Source organism: Halobacteriovorax sp. HFRX-2_2 (assembly GCF_043196705.1).
Lineage (GTDB): Bacteria > Bdellovibrionota > Bacteriovoracia > Bacteriovoracales > Bacteriovoracaceae > Halobacteriovorax_A.
In genome coordinates, this window is sequence record NZ_JBEBMT010000002.1 from 384,061 (window position 1) to 399,170 (window position 15,110).

Below are 15,110 nucleotides of genomic sequence, written 5' to 3' on the forward strand. Positions count from 1 at the left end.
AGTGACCTGGCCAGTTTCCTGGCCAGATTGACATCACTTATTAGTATTTGATTAGAGTTTTTGTATCCATGATGAACTCACCATCGCGATCAGGTGAGTAAACACGGGCCTTTCCGTGAGTATAGATTTCAAGCACGATATCGACTTCATTGTATTTGTCGATAACTTTATCTTCGACGCAGATCTTTTCAAAACATTCAACCGATTTCCCTAGTTCTGCATATGGGAAAGAATATGTACCTGGCCCGTGGGCAAGTTCTACTTCCACCACATCCTTTGCTTCATCAAAGCTTGTTACAAACCCTGACCAACCAAAGACATCCATGACCTTATCGTCTTTACATAACGACTTGTAGCATTCACTAGCAAAAATAGGCATTGTTAATAATAAAATAACGATTACTTTTTTCATTTTAAACATCCTTGTTTTATTCCTTAGAAAATGTATCAACAAATTTTTTGATTTCATCAACGTGCTCAAGAATGTACTTGGCCTTTGTTAAACCAAAGCTCATAACAGTACCGTACTTTTCTAGTTCGTTACCTTCATCATCAACTTTATAAATTTTAAAAATCTTATTGCCTTTAAACTCTTCAACACCGACGTTATGCGGAGGTAATTCATAACTCATATACATTCCTTATTAGTCTAGTTAATTACTCTTATTCTATCACTTAATTCAAAAATTATTAAATGATAAAAATTTAATATCATTAATATTTATCCGAAAAGTAAAATATAGAAAAACATTTTTAAATTTATATCAAGGGTTCTTTATGGAAAATATGACCAAAGAAGTAGAGATGCTATTAGAGCTAGAAAACGAAAAACTTTCGTATGTAAGTCTAAAAAGCTTATGTGAAAAGTATGATGTCGAGTTAGATACTCTTCCACATACCATTAAAATTCTAATTGAAAATATTGCAAGAAGAGTTGATGGAAAAGACGTGAAATTAACTGACGTTGAGGCTTTAGTAAAGTGGGGAAGCGGCTACGATAAGAATGCATCTCTGGCGTTTATGCCCGCACGTGTCTTAATGCAAGACTTTACGGGAGTACCTGCTGTTGTCGACTTGGCCGCGATGAGAAGTGCCATGGCAAGGGCCGGTGGTGATCCAAAGAAAGTAAATCCTTATGTCGGGGTTGATCTCGTTATTGATCACTCTGTCCAAGTTGATAATTTCGGAAATGCGCAGGCATATGAAAAAAACCTTGAACTTGAATATGAAAGAAACGCTGAAAGATATGCTCTTTTAAATTGGGCACAGCAAGCCTTTCAAGACTTTCGTGTTGTTCCTCCTGGGATGGGAATTTGCCACCAGGTAAACTTAGAACATCTTGGTCATGTTGTTCAAAGTAAAAAAGGCTGGGCGATTCCTGATACATTAGTTGGAACCGATTCTCATACACCTATGATTAATGGACTGGGGGTTCTAGGATGGGGAGTTGGTGGAATCGAAGCTGAGGCCGCAATGCTTGGGCAACCGATGTTCTTACCAGAACCAATTGTTATTGGTGTAAGAACGAAAGGAACTCTTCCGGCCGGTGCAACTGCTACTGATTTAGTACTAACGCTTACTGAGATGTTACGAACTCACGGTGTTGTTGGCAAATTCGTTGAGTTCTTCGGAGATGGCCTAAGTAATTTAAGTATTGCAGATCGCGCAACTCTTTCAAATATGTCACCAGAGTTTGGTGCAACAGCAACCTTATTTCCTGTTGATCAAGTTACTCTTGATTATTTAGTTATGACTGGTCGAGGTGACAAGGTAGAGTTAGTTGAAAAGTATACAAAAGAGCAGGGGCTATTTAGAAGAGATGGAGACAAGGAGCCACAATTTAGTGAAGTTCTTGATCTCGATTTAAGTCGTGTCGTTCCAAGTTTAGCTGGGCCTAAACTTCCTCAACAAAGAGTGGGGCTTGATAGTGCTCGTAAGTCATTTGATGATAATTTTAAGGTTGAAAAAAATGATGGCAAAGTTATTAAACACGGTGATGTTGCGATAGCTGCAATTACAAGTTGTACAAATACTTCAAACCCATCTGTCATGTTAGCTGCAGGGCTCGTGGCAAAGAAGGCAGTTGAGGCCGGGCTCAAAACGAAGCCTTGGGTTAAGACTTCTCTTGCTCCAGGTTCTCGAGTGGTAACGAATTATTTAAAAAAAGCAGGACTTCTACCTTATCTTGAAGAGCTAGGCTTTAATCTTGTTGGTTACGGCTGCACGACTTGTATCGGTAACTCTGGGCCTCTACCGGAAGATGTTGCAAAAGATATTAATGATAATAACCTAGCGGTTGTTTCTGTCCTATCTGGAAATAGAAACTTTGAAGGACGAGTGCACAGTCAGATTAAAGCTAGTTACTTGGCCTCTCCTCCTCTGTGTGTTGCTTATGCTCTAACTGGAACATTTCTTTGTGACCTATCTAGTGAAGCAATTGGCCAGGATGCAAATGGTAAAGATATTTATTTGAAAGATATTTGGCCTTCTGCAACCGAAGTACAAGAGCTCATTTCTTCCTCTGTAAGTTCTGAACAATATGAATATGAGTATGGGCGAATCTTTGCAGGAGATGAAAAGTGGAAGAGCATGGCCGTACCTAAAGGTGATCTCTTCGAGTGGCAAGGTGATTCAACTTATGTAAGAGAGCCTGACTTCTTTGTAAATCTACCTAAAGAAGTAGCACCATTAAAAAATATTAGTGATGCAAGGGTTATGTGTTTACTTGGTGACTCTATTACCACAGATCATATCTCGCCGGCAGGAACTATTGGTAAGGATTCACCAGCAGGTCAGTACTTAATTGAACAAGGTGTTTCACAAAAAGACTTCAATAGCTTTGGCTCTCGTCGAGGAAATCATGAAGTTATGATCCGTGGGACATTTGGAAATATTCGCTTAAGAAATGAAATGGCCCCAGGCACTGAAGGGCCTTGGACAACTCATTTACCAAGTCGCGAACAAATGAGTATTTATGATGCTTCTAAACGTTATCAAACAGAAAAAGTTCCTCTTATTGTTGTGGCAGGAAGTGCATACGGATCAGGAAGTTCTCGAGATTGGGCCGCTAAAGGAACAACGCTCTTAGGTATAAAGGCGGTGTTAGCTGAAAGTTACGAGCGAATCCATCGCAGTAACCTTGTGTGCATGGGCGTTCTTCCTCTGCAATTTAAAGAAGGACAGAGCGCTAGAACACTTAAGATAACAGGTCTTGAAACATTTTCGATCGAGGGTATTGAAGAGGGGATAACTCCTCGTAAAGAGCTTACGATTAAAATGAAACGTGAAGATGGCAGTATCGAGACGTTTGAAGTTATTCTAAGAGTCGATGCTCAGGCCGAAGTGGATTACTATACACATGGTGGTATTTTGCAAATGGTTCTAAGAGAGATGCAAAGTAATTAAGAATTTATAAAAAGCCAATTTTTACTAATTTGTCTAAACTTGCTGTGCTATTAAGTGTTTACACCTCTTTCGTATGGCGCTTTTAGTGCTCTACTTCCATGTTGTTATTCATTTTATAATGAAAGAACTCACAACAACATAGGAAGGATAATATGACGAACAAAACAGGTGTCTTAGCATTTGGGGTGATTAGTTATTTAATTGGCTTTTCCGCTCTCGTTGGTTGGATCGGCAGCATGTTAGGCTTAATTCCATTTCAATATGGAATTATTGATTACACAACGGACTCTCTTGGTAGTGCATTCGCTATTGCCATAGGGCTTAGTGCTTTATTTGCAGCTCAGCATACAATCATGGCCAGGGAGAGATTTAAAAAATTTATTAATAAGTATATTCCAGCGGCCGCTGAACGATCTCTTTATGTATTGATGTCTGGTATTACTCTTCATTGTGCAATTCTATTTTGGCCTAAGAATGGTGTTGTCATGTGGAATATCGAAAATACGATGGCATCGACTCTCATTATGAGTATTGGGGTTGCTGGATGGGCCTATCTCTTTGTCGCAAGTTTTGCTTTAAATCACTTTGAATTATTTGGGTTGGAGCAAGCTTATAACTATTATCGAGGAAGGCCAATTCAACGAGTCCCTTTTCAAGAAAGCTGGATGTACAGTTTCGATCGTCACCCAATTATGACAGGAGCTCTGATAGGGATGTGGTTTACTCCAGAAATGACTGTTGACCACCTGATATTTAGTGGAATCTTTTCTGCCTATATTGTCGGAGGAGTTTCTATTGAAGAAAGAGATCTTGTAAGGCAATGGGGGAGTCGCTATATGGACTATCGAACTCGTGTGAAAACCATTGTTCCAACATTCGATATCATTGGCCCAAATGATATTAAGGCCAGCGAAACTAAACAAAAAGATCATAAGAAGGAAGAGGCCAAAGAAAAGAAGAAGGCCGCTTAATCTTGAGGGAGCTTTGTCTCCCTCTTATTCATTGAAAATTCTTCATGAATAGAAAAGCATTTGTGAATTTAAGGCCATTTGGTGATAATAAGAGCTATGCGCAAGAATCGTTTTCTCTATTCGACAATTATTTCGATAGGAATTCATGGAATATTAGTGTTTGGGACAGCTTCAGTTTTGAAGTCAAAGTCTTCGAATGTGCATTTTTCAGCAAATCAGGCCCAGGCCATTCAGGTTAGACGCTTAGTGAAGTTAAAGAAGATCACTGAATCTCCCAAGAAGCTTACTCAAAAGAAGGCCCGTTCAAAGCAGATGATACAGAAAAAGGTCACTAAGGTAGTTGAGCAGTCACTAGAGAACGCTCCAGTGATTAAAAAGGTCGTCGATGCTGGAGAGGCGAGTGAGAAGGCCAAGTACCTCAAAACGATTAGAGATCAAATTCTTGCTCAAAAACGCTACCCAAGAGTGGCCAAGATGTTAAAAAAACAAGGGATTGTTGATATCTACTTTGAGGTTTCATATCCAAGTAACCTTTCAAATATTCAAATTCAAAAGGGTAGTGGCCATGCCATTCTGGATAAGTCGGCCCTTGAAACAGTTGAGGCCCTTGGAGATCTTCCTCAGATGCCAGACTTTCTAAAGTCAGAGGTTTTAAAGGTCGCAATTCCTATTAAATATGAGTTATTGTAATTGTCTTAACGCACTGTAAAAACTAACTTCTTTACTAAAACCATTCCAAAAATCATTTCAAATATGATAGTTTGCCTACATGATAAAAAAGTTTGATGGCCAATACAAATTAGTATTTCTAGGCCTTCTCACAAATTCACTTATCTTTGCGCAAGACGTAAATCGTCTTGAGTCGATTTATATTACCGACGAGCTAGAGGTTTATGAAGAAGGGCAAAGTGCTGCTTTAGGTTTACAGGATGAGATCACATCTGATGAGCTTGAAGAAGAAGTCGCTCAAAGTATCGATGATGTTCTAAAGAAGACATCCGGTGCGACAACTAAAGGCGGTCCACGCGCTATTGGTGAAACCCCACAAGTTCGTGGCCTCGAAGCAAATAAGCTATTTGTAAATATCGATGGTGTAAAACAAACCTTTTATTTTTCAAATCACAACTACTCCCATCTTGCAGTTGATCCGGATAGTATTAAAAAAGTTGATATCTTCAAGTCAAATACAGATTACTCACAAGGAATTAGTCTTGGTGGTGGAATGTCATTTGTTACTAAAGATGGACGCGACTACCTCAATGCCGGTGAAAAGTCTGGAAGTATCGTTAAGTATTCTTTTGAAGAAGCTTCAAATATGAATGCAGAGTCAGTGAAAACTTTTGGACTCATGAATAGTGGAGACTACCTTCTTAGCGCTAGTTTTAAAGATTCAAAAGATCTAAAACTTAGCGATGAGACAACTCTTAAAAACTCTGCTTTTGAAACATATAATCTTTCTACGAAATTTACTTTTGATCTAAAGAACTCTCAAAAGATAAAACTAAATGCTGAACTCTATAATCTTGAAGATGAATCTCCGCTAAACGCAACTCTTGATCCACCAAGTGATCTGACAACTCTTCACGGAAGAACAATCATAAAGCGTGAGTCTGTTAGTGCTGAGTACAAGCGAAAGGGCCTTGTCGGAAATCTCTATTTCTCTGAACAATTTAATAAGCAAGAGCGTGATAGTGATGGCCGAAAGGAAGAGAGAAATATCGAAACAATTGGTACACGAATAAAAGATCAACTCTCTTTAAGAGATGATTTAAAACTCGTTATTGGTGCTGATGCAACAATTGATAAGGTAACAGGTAAGAGTTCAACTGGTAGTGTTTCAGATTATCCAGATGGACAGATTACTGAGGCCGCTGCCTTTGCTCAGTTGAATTATAAAGTTGGCGCACTAAGCCTAGCACCAGGTATTCGTTTTAGTGATTATAAACTTGAGTCAAAGGATTCAAGCTTTAGTGATGTAAAAGATAATAATCTTTCATCAAAAATCTTAGTAAATTATGAATACAATGGTTTTAATTTCTTCTCTAACTTTTCACAAGGTTTTAACTCACCAGACGTTCAAGAAGTCTATGCAACTGGACTACACCGTCCAGGTGATGGGTTCTTTATCTCTGATAACTACTTTGTGACAAACTTAGACCTTAAACCAGAGATATCAAATACAATTGAGATTGGAACAGAGTTTAAGAAGCAATTATTCTCAGATATGGATCTTCTGAGCTTCAGGGCAAGTGGTTATGTCTCAAAAGCGCGTGACTATATTGATCAAGAGATTATCGACTATGCCATTTTTGATGGAAAAAATGGAACAACTCAATTTATTAATCGAGATAAAGTGACTTTGTATGGACAGGAATTTGATCTTAGGTATCTCTACGATCAATTTGAGCTTGCTGCAGGTTATTCACGAAGTGTAGGTTGGGATAATTCAAGAAAGATGTGGCTTTCTAATATGCCTGCTAATACCTATACTTTCGGGGTTAATTATCATCTCGACCAATATGGTGTAAAACTTGGCTATGATGCTCTTATGGCCATGAGGCAAGATCGAGTGAATCCTGCTTCTCTTGAGAGAACAACGGCAACGCCTGGTTATACACTTCACAATATCTTTGCTTCAAAAGAGTTCTCATCTGGGATTCTAAATGGCCTTAAGGTGACGACTAGACTTGATAACTTAACTGATAAATCATACCGAAGACACGGCTCATATATTCATGAAGTAGGTCGAAATTTTAAAATGAGTATTCAATATAAAATAAAGCATTTTTAATAAACGGAGTTTCTAATGAAAACAATTTTAGCATTCTTAATGGCAGCATCAGCATTTGCAACAATCCCTCAAGGGACATATCTTCTTGATCGTATTGAGTGTACGACAGGAGAGACTCTTAAACTTGGTGGAGCATTTATGAGATATAATGTGACTCTTAAGGTTGAAGAGGAAAAAGCTGAAATGACGGCAATTGCAAAGAGTGCAAAGTGGGCACCATACTTACTAAATTGTACTCAAGTTAATTCAGGTGACTTCAAGTATGTTGGCCCAGGTCAGTATCAAGGTGGACTTGAAATGACTAAAGTTAAGTGTAACCTTGGTGTATGGGAAGGCATTTTAAAGAAGCAACATTTTGGTGTTGAATCAAATGGATCAATCTTTGATTATGAGTATAACGACGGAAAGCTTGTCCTTAGTGTGAAAGATACTTTTACAAATTACAAGACATGTCGTGAAGCCGGTGGTTCACCAATTTATCACTACAATAAACAGTAATAATTTTATAAAGGTTGTGTCATCTTAGATGGCACAACAAATTTATCAAAGTCATCAGCACTTAAAAGTCCTAGTTCAATTGCTGACTCCTTAAGCGTCGAACCCTTAGAATGTGCATTCTTTGCAATCTTAGCTGCATTATCATAGCCAATATATTGATTTAAAGCTGTCACAAGCATTAGAGAATTACTTAGATGCTTTTCAATATTTTCATGGTTTGGTTCAATTCCAATGACACAATTTGTATTAAAAGAATCCATTGAATCAGCAAGTAATGTGAGTGAGTGGAGGAAGTTGTGAATCATAACTGGTTTATAAACATTAAGCTCAAAATTTCCTTGAGTTCCAGCAAAACCGATCGTGGCATCATTACCAAGGACTTGTACACATACCATCGTCATGGCCTCACATTGTGTGGGATTTACCTTTCCTGGCATGATTGATGAGCCTGGCTCGTTAGCTGGAATTGAAATTTCTCCAATCCCACAGCGCGGCCCACTGGCCAGCCACCTAATATCATTTGCAATTTTCATCAAGGCCGTTGCAAGTCTTCTCATAGCACTAGAGCCCGCAACAAGCGCATCGTGTGCTGCAAGGGATGCAAATTTATTTGGGGCAGTCTTAAAATTCTTTCCTGAGATTTCAGAGATTTTTTGCGCCACTAGTTTTGCATACTTTGGATGAGTATTAAGTCCTGTTCCAACTGCTGTACCACCTAGAGCAAGTTCTCTTAAGTTTTCTATCGAATGGAGTATGTCTTTTCTCGCTCCTTGAAGTTGTGCTGTGTAGCCGGAAAACTCTTGACCAAGAGTAAGTGGAGTTGCATCCATTAAGTGTGTTCTTCCAATTTTTACGATATCTTGAAAGTCTTTTGTTTTCTTTTCAAAGGCCGTGATAAGACGATTGAGTGAAGGAATTAAACGATCTTCAATTTGTTCAACAGCTGCAATATGCATGGCCGTTGGGAAGGTGTCGTTTGATGACTGTGACTTGTTGACATCATCATTAGGGTGAATTGGTTTTTTAGATCCCATAATCCCACCGCTGATTTCAATGGCGCGGTTTGAGATAACTTCATTTGCATTCATATTTGTTTGTGTTCCAGAACCGGTTTGCCAAACAACAAGAGGGAAGTGTTCATCAAGTTTCCCTTCTATAACTTCATCAGCGGCCTGTGTTATGAGAGCAGCTTTGTCTTTTGATAGTTTTCCAAGCTCTAGGTTAGCAAGTGCTGCACCCTTTTTAAGGATTCCAAGTGCTCTGATCATTTCACGTGTAAAATGATCCCTGCCAATCTTGAAGTTTTGCAATGAACGTTGAGTTTGTGCTCCCCAGTAGCGAGAAGACTCTACTTTAATTTCACCATTACTATCGGTTTCGATCCTAAATTCCATCACATGTCCTTTCTTACTGTTTAGATTCTAGTATAGAAAGTTATTAGGCCAAACCTTAAGAAAGGTTAAGTATGGAATTCTTATAACTCAAATAGATCCAATGTGAAGACAACTGGAATTTCTTCCCCTGTTTCGTTTAAGACGACTTCAAAATCTTCGAGTAGCTTTAAAACCTTTTCTTTTAGCACAGGGAGGTCTTTTCTTGAAATACCAAGTAAGCTTGAATAATGAAGATCATCTTCTTTCACATCATCAACTGATTCCATGGCCTTTTGTCGCCAGTTAACATGATGGCGTGGAAGCATATCAGAGCCCTGGGGGAGATGGATTCTCGTACTACCAATGGCAAGATTGCCATTAGAGTCTACTGTGACAAAGTTTTTATCAATAAGAAAATCAAGTGCATCCTTAACAACTTTAATACTTAACTTTAAATGAGATGCGATATCCTGAGCTTCATTGAATGCAGGAAGGGCCGTTAGAATGTGAATTGCAACATAGTACCAGCTTGAGTAGTACTTCATTTGATCTTCACTCGTAAGTGTGTTGGAGGCCTTTATTCGATTTGTGATCTCCTTACGCTTGTTTTGTACTTCATTAATTTTTTCGAGGAAATACTTCTCAAGCTCTACACTTCCAGCACGATCTTTTTGTACCATGAGAAGAAAATAGTCTTTTTCCTCATCCGTTAATTGTAGATAATTTGATGTTTTAATTGCATGTTCTAGAGAAAGGTGTGAGCGAAAAGTGAGTACCTGGTTGATAAAGGAAAGCTGGCAATTAAGCTCTTCGCTCAGGGATTTCCTCGTCAAATTCTTCGACTTTGGGCCAAGGCATTCTCTTAGGTATTCTCTATAGTCAGTAAAATCATAAGTATTCATAAGTTAGTATTTTATAACATAATAAGTAATAAAGTTATAACTTTTATATAGAGACGTGTCATTTATTTAGATATAAAGCCTTCACATTAATAAATATCAATGGAGGCATAAATGAAAACAGTAACTTACGTATTAATTTCTTTAATTTCACTTTCTGTGGCAGCGGCCAGCACCTCAGATTTAAGCTCAAGAGTTCTCACTGATCAGCTAGTTATTGAAGAAGAGTTTCTAATTAATATTGAGCCTGCATCTCTTGAATGCTTTTCTGAGAATGAAAGGGGCCAGCAGGAGCTTGGTTATTGTCTTGTTCAAGGTGATCTAAAAGCGCCAAACTCAAGTTGTGACTTTATGATCTCTGTAAGGGAATCTTCATACAATGTGCTTATGCTTCAATGTGAAGAGTAGTTGTCTAGTTCACAGACATTGGACGTAATTATTTCAAAAAGACATGTGTATCATTTAGTTGATGATAAATTTGGAGATATGATGAAAGGCTTATTTTTTATAACATCTTTATTCTTGGTTCAATCTGCACTAGCTGAGCAAGTAAAGTGTATACCATCCTTAGAAATTCCTAAGGAGATAAAGAAAGACTTTTATCAGAATTATAAAGTTCAAACTCAACGACTTGGTGTAGGAAGTAGTGGTGGTGGAGACAATATTCGCCACTACTTTATTTCTGAAGCTAGGGAAATCTTAAATGAGCTAAGAAGTCATCCTAAATCAATTAAAGGCCTGGTCTCTCTAAACAGTCTAGAGGAAATCCTCGATATCAAATTTATCAAAGTTACTTCAAAGAAGTTAATTGATAATACAGGCTCAATTGTTGATGCCTTTGCGAGGGAAGGTCAGATTACTTTAAATGAAGAGATTTGGCGTAACTACATTAAAAGAAGTGATAATGTGAAATGGCTTGTTCTACACGAGCTTCTTAGAGCAAGTGGTGTTAATGATGATAATTATATTATCTCTAATAAAATCATCGAAAGATCACCTAGGCTAACTTTTAATAGTTACCTGGCAAAATGTGGTGATTATAAATTTATTTTGAACTCGAATATTCCTGTTGCTGCTTATGTTGGCGAAAAGTATATGAAATTAGATTCTGTTAGCATGTATGATGGGAAAGCAAGTATTAGAATTCACAAGAAGAAGCTAGAGATAAACGAGAAGACGTGTCAGAAACAGGCCGTTGCAAATGGTTTAGTGGCCCAAATCTTAGTTGAAAAAGATAAAATCCAACGAAGTCATCATATTAGAATTCATTCGAATTCGTTAAAGTGTATAAAAAGACAGGTCTACGGATTTGAAGGTGCTTTTACAGGTGTCTGCACAGTAGAAGGAGACTTAAAGGCCCCTAACTCAAGCTCAACTTTCTCGTTAAGCGCTTCAATATCAGATGGGGGCCCTAAAATACACTACAATATCAATGTTATTGATGGTGAGGGGATTGAACCTTTCTAGAGATTTATAATCCTCGCTTGAATCTTGCCATCTTTGTGAGTGAATTGAATTGATAAGTCGCTTTGCTTAACTCTCATCATCTTGTCTTGGTTCTCACAATAAGTGTCCAACCAAAAATTCATTGTGATAGTCGTCTTGTTGTCGCTGTAAGTGGGTCTTTGCCAATGGCCATTATTCAAATTAAATCCATAAACAACTTCTTTATCTCCACAAGACAAGTGCTTATAAATAGTCTCACCTAGGTGTTCAAACTTTCCATTATATGTATAACTAAGATTCGAACTAATATAGTTATTTGCATTTGAAAGTAGGCGAAGTGTTAATGGTGTCCCATTAACTTCAAATTCAAAAGACTGCCAATTCTTATTCCATTGATTCCTAACTTTTGTCCCTAACTGATCCAGGAAACTATGACTGATAATTCCAATTTGATGTCCTAGTTCGTGTATTAAGATGCTAATCATTGCTGGAATATCATTCGTAATAAATTGAGACTCTTCTAAATTTATAAATATGTGACCTCGTCGACTAAAGCCTGTTTTTGCAATGCGAGAGGTAATATCAACTTCGTTGTGGAAGAAATCCCCAGCAAATTCTTTACTAACAAAGATAAGGGGTCTTTTCATATAGGCCTTAGCGATGAATGCCTGATTAATCTCTCTTAAAATTAATTCTTCTTGAGCATCGATCTGACACTCGTATTTATTGCCAAGACAGTTAAAGATTGCATTTTGAAGATTATAATAAGCAAAGGTGAAGTTTTGTTCAACTAGTCCAGAACCATTACCAACAATATCACCTGAGCCTAGTGCTTTCATGATAGGCAGCGATTTTTTATTAAAGTTCTTTGTTAAGATATAGCTTTGGGAAGGGGTGAGCCTTTCAAGTTCTTTTGAAAAAATACAATTTGAAAATAGTAATACTGATAAAATTAAATAACTTCTCATCGTTCTTCCTAGTGCTTAACAACTTGATCCGTGTGGGAAAAGAATTGTGTATTTAGCTGATAAAGATTGTCAGCATCGTGTGTTGAAAACTTCTCATTAAAGTCTTTAATAAACTCGAAGATATACTTTTTAGCTTCAGCAATATCACTTTCTTTTACTTTCATTGTGACTGCTGTTATTTGTCTCTCATTCACAGATTGTTCTTCAATTGATTCAAGAGCACGATTAATCATCCCATGATGGTGGCGTTTAATTGCTGAGCTCGGGACATCATTCGTTGTGACAAGTCCTTCTTTTAGGACAATTAAGCGACCTTCTTCATTTCTTCCGATAGTCTGAGTCTCAAGCATTGTCTCAATTGCGTACTTAATTTGATTAAGGGGAACTTTCTTTCTAAGTTTTTGATGAATCCACTGATTATCTTCAACGAATGAAGGCATTGAGATAAGTTGTTTGATTGCAAGAAAATACCAGTCACTTATCGCATTGAATTCTTTTAGGCTAAGTGAAATTCCATTTTCTTTTAAGTTCAACGTGGCAATTTTCTTTAATATCTCTTTAGTGTCTTTATTCTTTCTTTGTGCTTTTTCTAGCTGAACAAGAAGCATGAAATATTGCTTCTCTTTCATATTTAATTTTAAATCTTCAGAAATTGCATTGATCATTTCAAGACTAGGGGATCTTTGTCCTTTGATGACCATTGTTAGTGAACTAGGGGATTTATACCCAAGGCGATTCGCCCAAGTTTTTAAGTTATTTGCAGTGTGGGAATAAAGGCCATCAGGCATACCGGCCTTAATAAGGAAGTCACAGTAACTTTCAAAGTCAAAAATTGAAATTCTTGGATCTTGTATTTTAAGATTTTCTTCCATTTGTTCCCTAAGTGAAGAAAGGCCCTTTAGGGAAGGGCCCTTCATCTATCTTTTAATTATTCACAAGCTTCAATTGTGTAGTTTTTCGTGAATAGTTTTCTACCTAGCTTATTGTCATGTCTTCTACCGTGAAGTGTTTTATGTACATCGATGTCGTAAGAAAGTGGGTGAGTATATGTGTATGTTTCGTACTGCATACAATATTGACGTCCATCTCTTCGACCTTGGTGTGACCAACGTACACATCTTTCTCTTTCAGATACGATTTCAGCTGTTCCATAGAAGCTTGTATAAGCAGTACAGATGCTATCTCTATCACCGCCACGGTGTTGCCATTCAACACATCTTTTAAGCATTTTCTTTGTTCTAATAGTGTCTCCATCAAGACAAGTGAAAAATACTGAAGTTGCACCACCATTATCTAGATTTAGTGCAGGCTCATTGAAAGTAACTCTCATGAAGTTGTCTTTAATAGTCTCCCATGAGTCGTGTTCAGTAGGCATACCAGCGAAAACTGATGTCGTTACAAATAATGCGGCAATAAACGTGATTAATTTTTTCATTTAATTCTCCCTATAGTTAGCTTGATTCTGTTGAATCATATGTTCTAAAAAATCTAAACTAAAACTATGTAGTGGTGAGAATTATGTAAATAAAATTTCACGATATAGCAAACAATGTTTTCACAAGATGTGAATCCTAGACTGCGATGTGAGGCCTGCCACCCTTAGGATGAGTGGCAAGCTTTTGAAATGTTGTAGAAGTTAAAATAGTAAATTTTTTTATCTTTCTTTCTTCTCGGCCAGGATTCGATCAAGTCCTCTAAAAACTTTTTCACTGGCATCTTCCATTTGTTGAAAGCCGTCAGTAATAACATCGATATTATTCTTAACATCGTCTAGATAGTTAAAAATGACCTTTGTTCCTGAGTGAACGGCCGCATGATCGCCTTCAATGCAAGGAAAGCTTGATAGGCGAGAGAAGCTGGCCTTACCTTCTCCTTCATAATACCACTTTCCAAGACGACAGTTATGATGATCAACAAAGTTAAAGGCAGGCCTTTCTTCGATGACTGAAATATAAGTATTTATTTTCCAAATAACGTGGTCAAGCTTTGCTAAGCTCATGAATACTTCATCATTAGTTGCTGAAATATCTGAGAGGGCATCTTTATTCTTAACAGTTGTTTGAGAAATACTTTCATCAAATTGATTAATTTTATCGTTGATGTGATTTGTTTTATTAAGAGACTCATTTGCCGAACTTTGTAGCTGCTTTGAGATCGAGATAAAAGAATCCGTTTTACTTCTAATATTTTCTAGGAGGTCTGTAGTTGATGTTGCAAGCTTTTGAACTTCTTCTGCAACAACAGTAAAACCTTTCCCAACTTCTCCTGCACGGGCAGCTTCAACAGAAGCATTAAAAGAGAGTAGCTTTGATTGGAAGGCAATTGTTGAAATCCCTTCAATTGCTTCAAGGATATCCTTCACTCCTTCTTCAATATTAAGTGAAGATTTTGAAGTATATTCCATATTATTCTTAAGGCTTGAGACGTCTTCTAGAATCTCTTTTGAGTCTGTTCTAATACTGTCAAATGAAGCATCTACTTCAGTTAATCTATCAAGTGCTTGGGTGCTATTTCCAACTGAATCAGCTAAGTTCTTTTGAATCTGTGAAAGCCCGTCTTTCAGTTTGTAATTCTCTGTTTCTAACAGTGCAATCTTTTGCAAAAGAAAGTCATTCTCACTTACAAGCTCTTGAACCTTCCCTTGGGTACTTGCTAACTTATTAGTAAGCTCAATATGCTCTTGAGTCGGTTGTGTTTCTAATTCTTCTTTTTTGAAATATGTCTTAAATTTTAGAATTCCCATATTTAAATTATCGGAG

15 protein-coding genes are annotated in these 15,110 nt (G+C 37.4%); 7 read left to right on the forward strand and 8 right to left on the reverse strand.

The window, feature by feature from the left end; translation table 11 throughout:
* Positions 1-40 precede the first annotated feature (40 nt).
* Complete coding sequence (locus tag ABMA79_RS07055) at positions 41-412, reverse strand: hypothetical protein (protein ID WP_393091318.1); 372 nt, start codon at positions 410-412, stop codon at positions 41-43.
* A gap of 16 nt (positions 413-428) precedes the next feature.
* Complete coding sequence (locus tag ABMA79_RS07060) at positions 429-632, reverse strand: hypothetical protein (protein WP_392858733.1); 204 nt, start codon at positions 630-632, stop codon at positions 429-431.
* Between the two features lie 145 nt (positions 633-777).
* Here ABMA79_RS07060 and acnA point away from each other — a divergent pair, with 145 nt between their 5' ends.
* The 5 genes from acnA to ABMA79_RS07085 all read left to right on the forward strand — a co-directional run bounded on the left by acnA (position 778) and on the right by ABMA79_RS07085 (position 7,665).
* On the forward strand, positions 778-3,405 hold the full coding sequence (gene acnA / locus ABMA79_RS07065; protein ID WP_393091320.1) for an aconitate hydratase AcnA: 2,628 nt from the start codon (positions 778-780) through the stop codon (positions 3,403-3,405).
* A 152-nt stretch (positions 3,406-3,557) separates the two neighbouring features.
* Entirely contained in the window at positions 3,558-4,376 is an 819-nt protein-coding gene (locus ABMA79_RS07070) for a methyltransferase family protein (RefSeq protein ID WP_393091322.1), read from the forward strand.
* Between the two features lie 96 nt (positions 4,377-4,472).
* Complete coding sequence (locus ABMA79_RS07075; RefSeq protein ID WP_393091325.1) at positions 4,473-5,066, forward strand: energy transducer TonB; 594 nt, start codon at positions 4,473-4,475, stop codon at positions 5,064-5,066.
* Positions 5,067-5,145: 79 nt separating this feature from the next.
* Positions 5,146-7,167: a TonB-dependent receptor domain-containing protein gene (locus ABMA79_RS07080; protein ID WP_393091327.1), complete on the forward strand. Its 2,022-nt coding sequence runs from the start codon at positions 5,146-5,148 to the stop codon at positions 7,165-7,167.
* Positions 7,168-7,182: 15 nt separating this feature from the next.
* Positions 7,183-7,665 carry a hypothetical protein gene (locus ABMA79_RS07085; RefSeq protein WP_393091330.1) on the forward strand — a complete coding sequence of 161 codons (483 nt, stop codon included), beginning with the start codon at positions 7,183-7,185 and terminating at the stop codon, positions 7,663-7,665.
* A gap of 5 nt (positions 7,666-7,670) precedes the next feature.
* Here ABMA79_RS07085 and fumC read toward each other — a convergent pair whose 3' ends face one another.
* Complete coding sequence (gene fumC / locus ABMA79_RS07090; protein WP_393091333.1) at positions 7,671-9,059, reverse strand: class II fumarate hydratase; 1,389 nt, start codon at positions 9,057-9,059, stop codon at positions 7,671-7,673.
* A gap of 80 nt (positions 9,060-9,139) precedes the next feature.
* On the reverse strand, positions 9,140-9,940 hold the full coding sequence (locus ABMA79_RS07095; protein WP_393091336.1) for a TIGR02147 family protein: 801 nt from the start codon (positions 9,938-9,940) through the stop codon (positions 9,140-9,142).
* Between the two features lie 111 nt (positions 9,941-10,051).
* Between ABMA79_RS07095 and ABMA79_RS07100 the strand changes: the two genes are divergently transcribed.
* Positions 10,052-10,345: a hypothetical protein gene (locus tag ABMA79_RS07100; RefSeq protein WP_393091338.1), complete on the forward strand. Its 294-nt coding sequence runs from the start codon at positions 10,052-10,054 to the stop codon at positions 10,343-10,345.
* An 81-nt stretch (positions 10,346-10,426) separates the two neighbouring features.
* Complete coding sequence (locus tag ABMA79_RS07105; RefSeq protein WP_393091339.1) at positions 10,427-11,404, forward strand: hypothetical protein; 978 nt, start codon at positions 10,427-10,429, stop codon at positions 11,402-11,404.
* Here ABMA79_RS07105 and ABMA79_RS07110 read toward each other — a convergent pair.
* The 4 genes from ABMA79_RS07110 to ABMA79_RS07125 all read right to left on the reverse strand — a co-directional run bounded on the left by ABMA79_RS07110 (position 11,401) and on the right by ABMA79_RS07125 (position 15,094).
* Positions 11,401-12,351, reverse strand: coding sequence for a hypothetical protein (locus tag ABMA79_RS07110; protein WP_392858756.1), 951 nt, complete (start codon positions 12,349-12,351; stop codon positions 11,401-11,403). The genes ABMA79_RS07105 and ABMA79_RS07110 overlap by 4 nt on opposite strands.
* An 8-nt stretch (positions 12,352-12,359) precedes the next feature.
* Entirely contained in the window at positions 12,360-13,223 is an 864-nt protein-coding gene (locus ABMA79_RS07115; RefSeq protein WP_392858759.1) for a DUF4423 domain-containing protein, read from the reverse strand.
* A 56-nt stretch (positions 13,224-13,279) separates the two neighbouring features.
* The gene (locus tag ABMA79_RS07120; protein WP_392858761.1) at positions 13,280-13,786 is read right to left on the reverse strand and encodes a hypothetical protein; all 507 of its coding nucleotides are present in this window, start codon (positions 13,784-13,786) and stop codon (positions 13,280-13,282) included.
* Between the two features lie 219 nt (positions 13,787-14,005).
* The gene (locus ABMA79_RS07125) at positions 14,006-15,094 is read right to left on the reverse strand and encodes a methyl-accepting chemotaxis protein (protein ID WP_393091342.1); all 1,089 of its coding nucleotides are present in this window, start codon (positions 15,092-15,094) and stop codon (positions 14,006-14,008) included.
* Between the last annotated feature and the right edge of the window lie 16 nt (positions 15,095-15,110).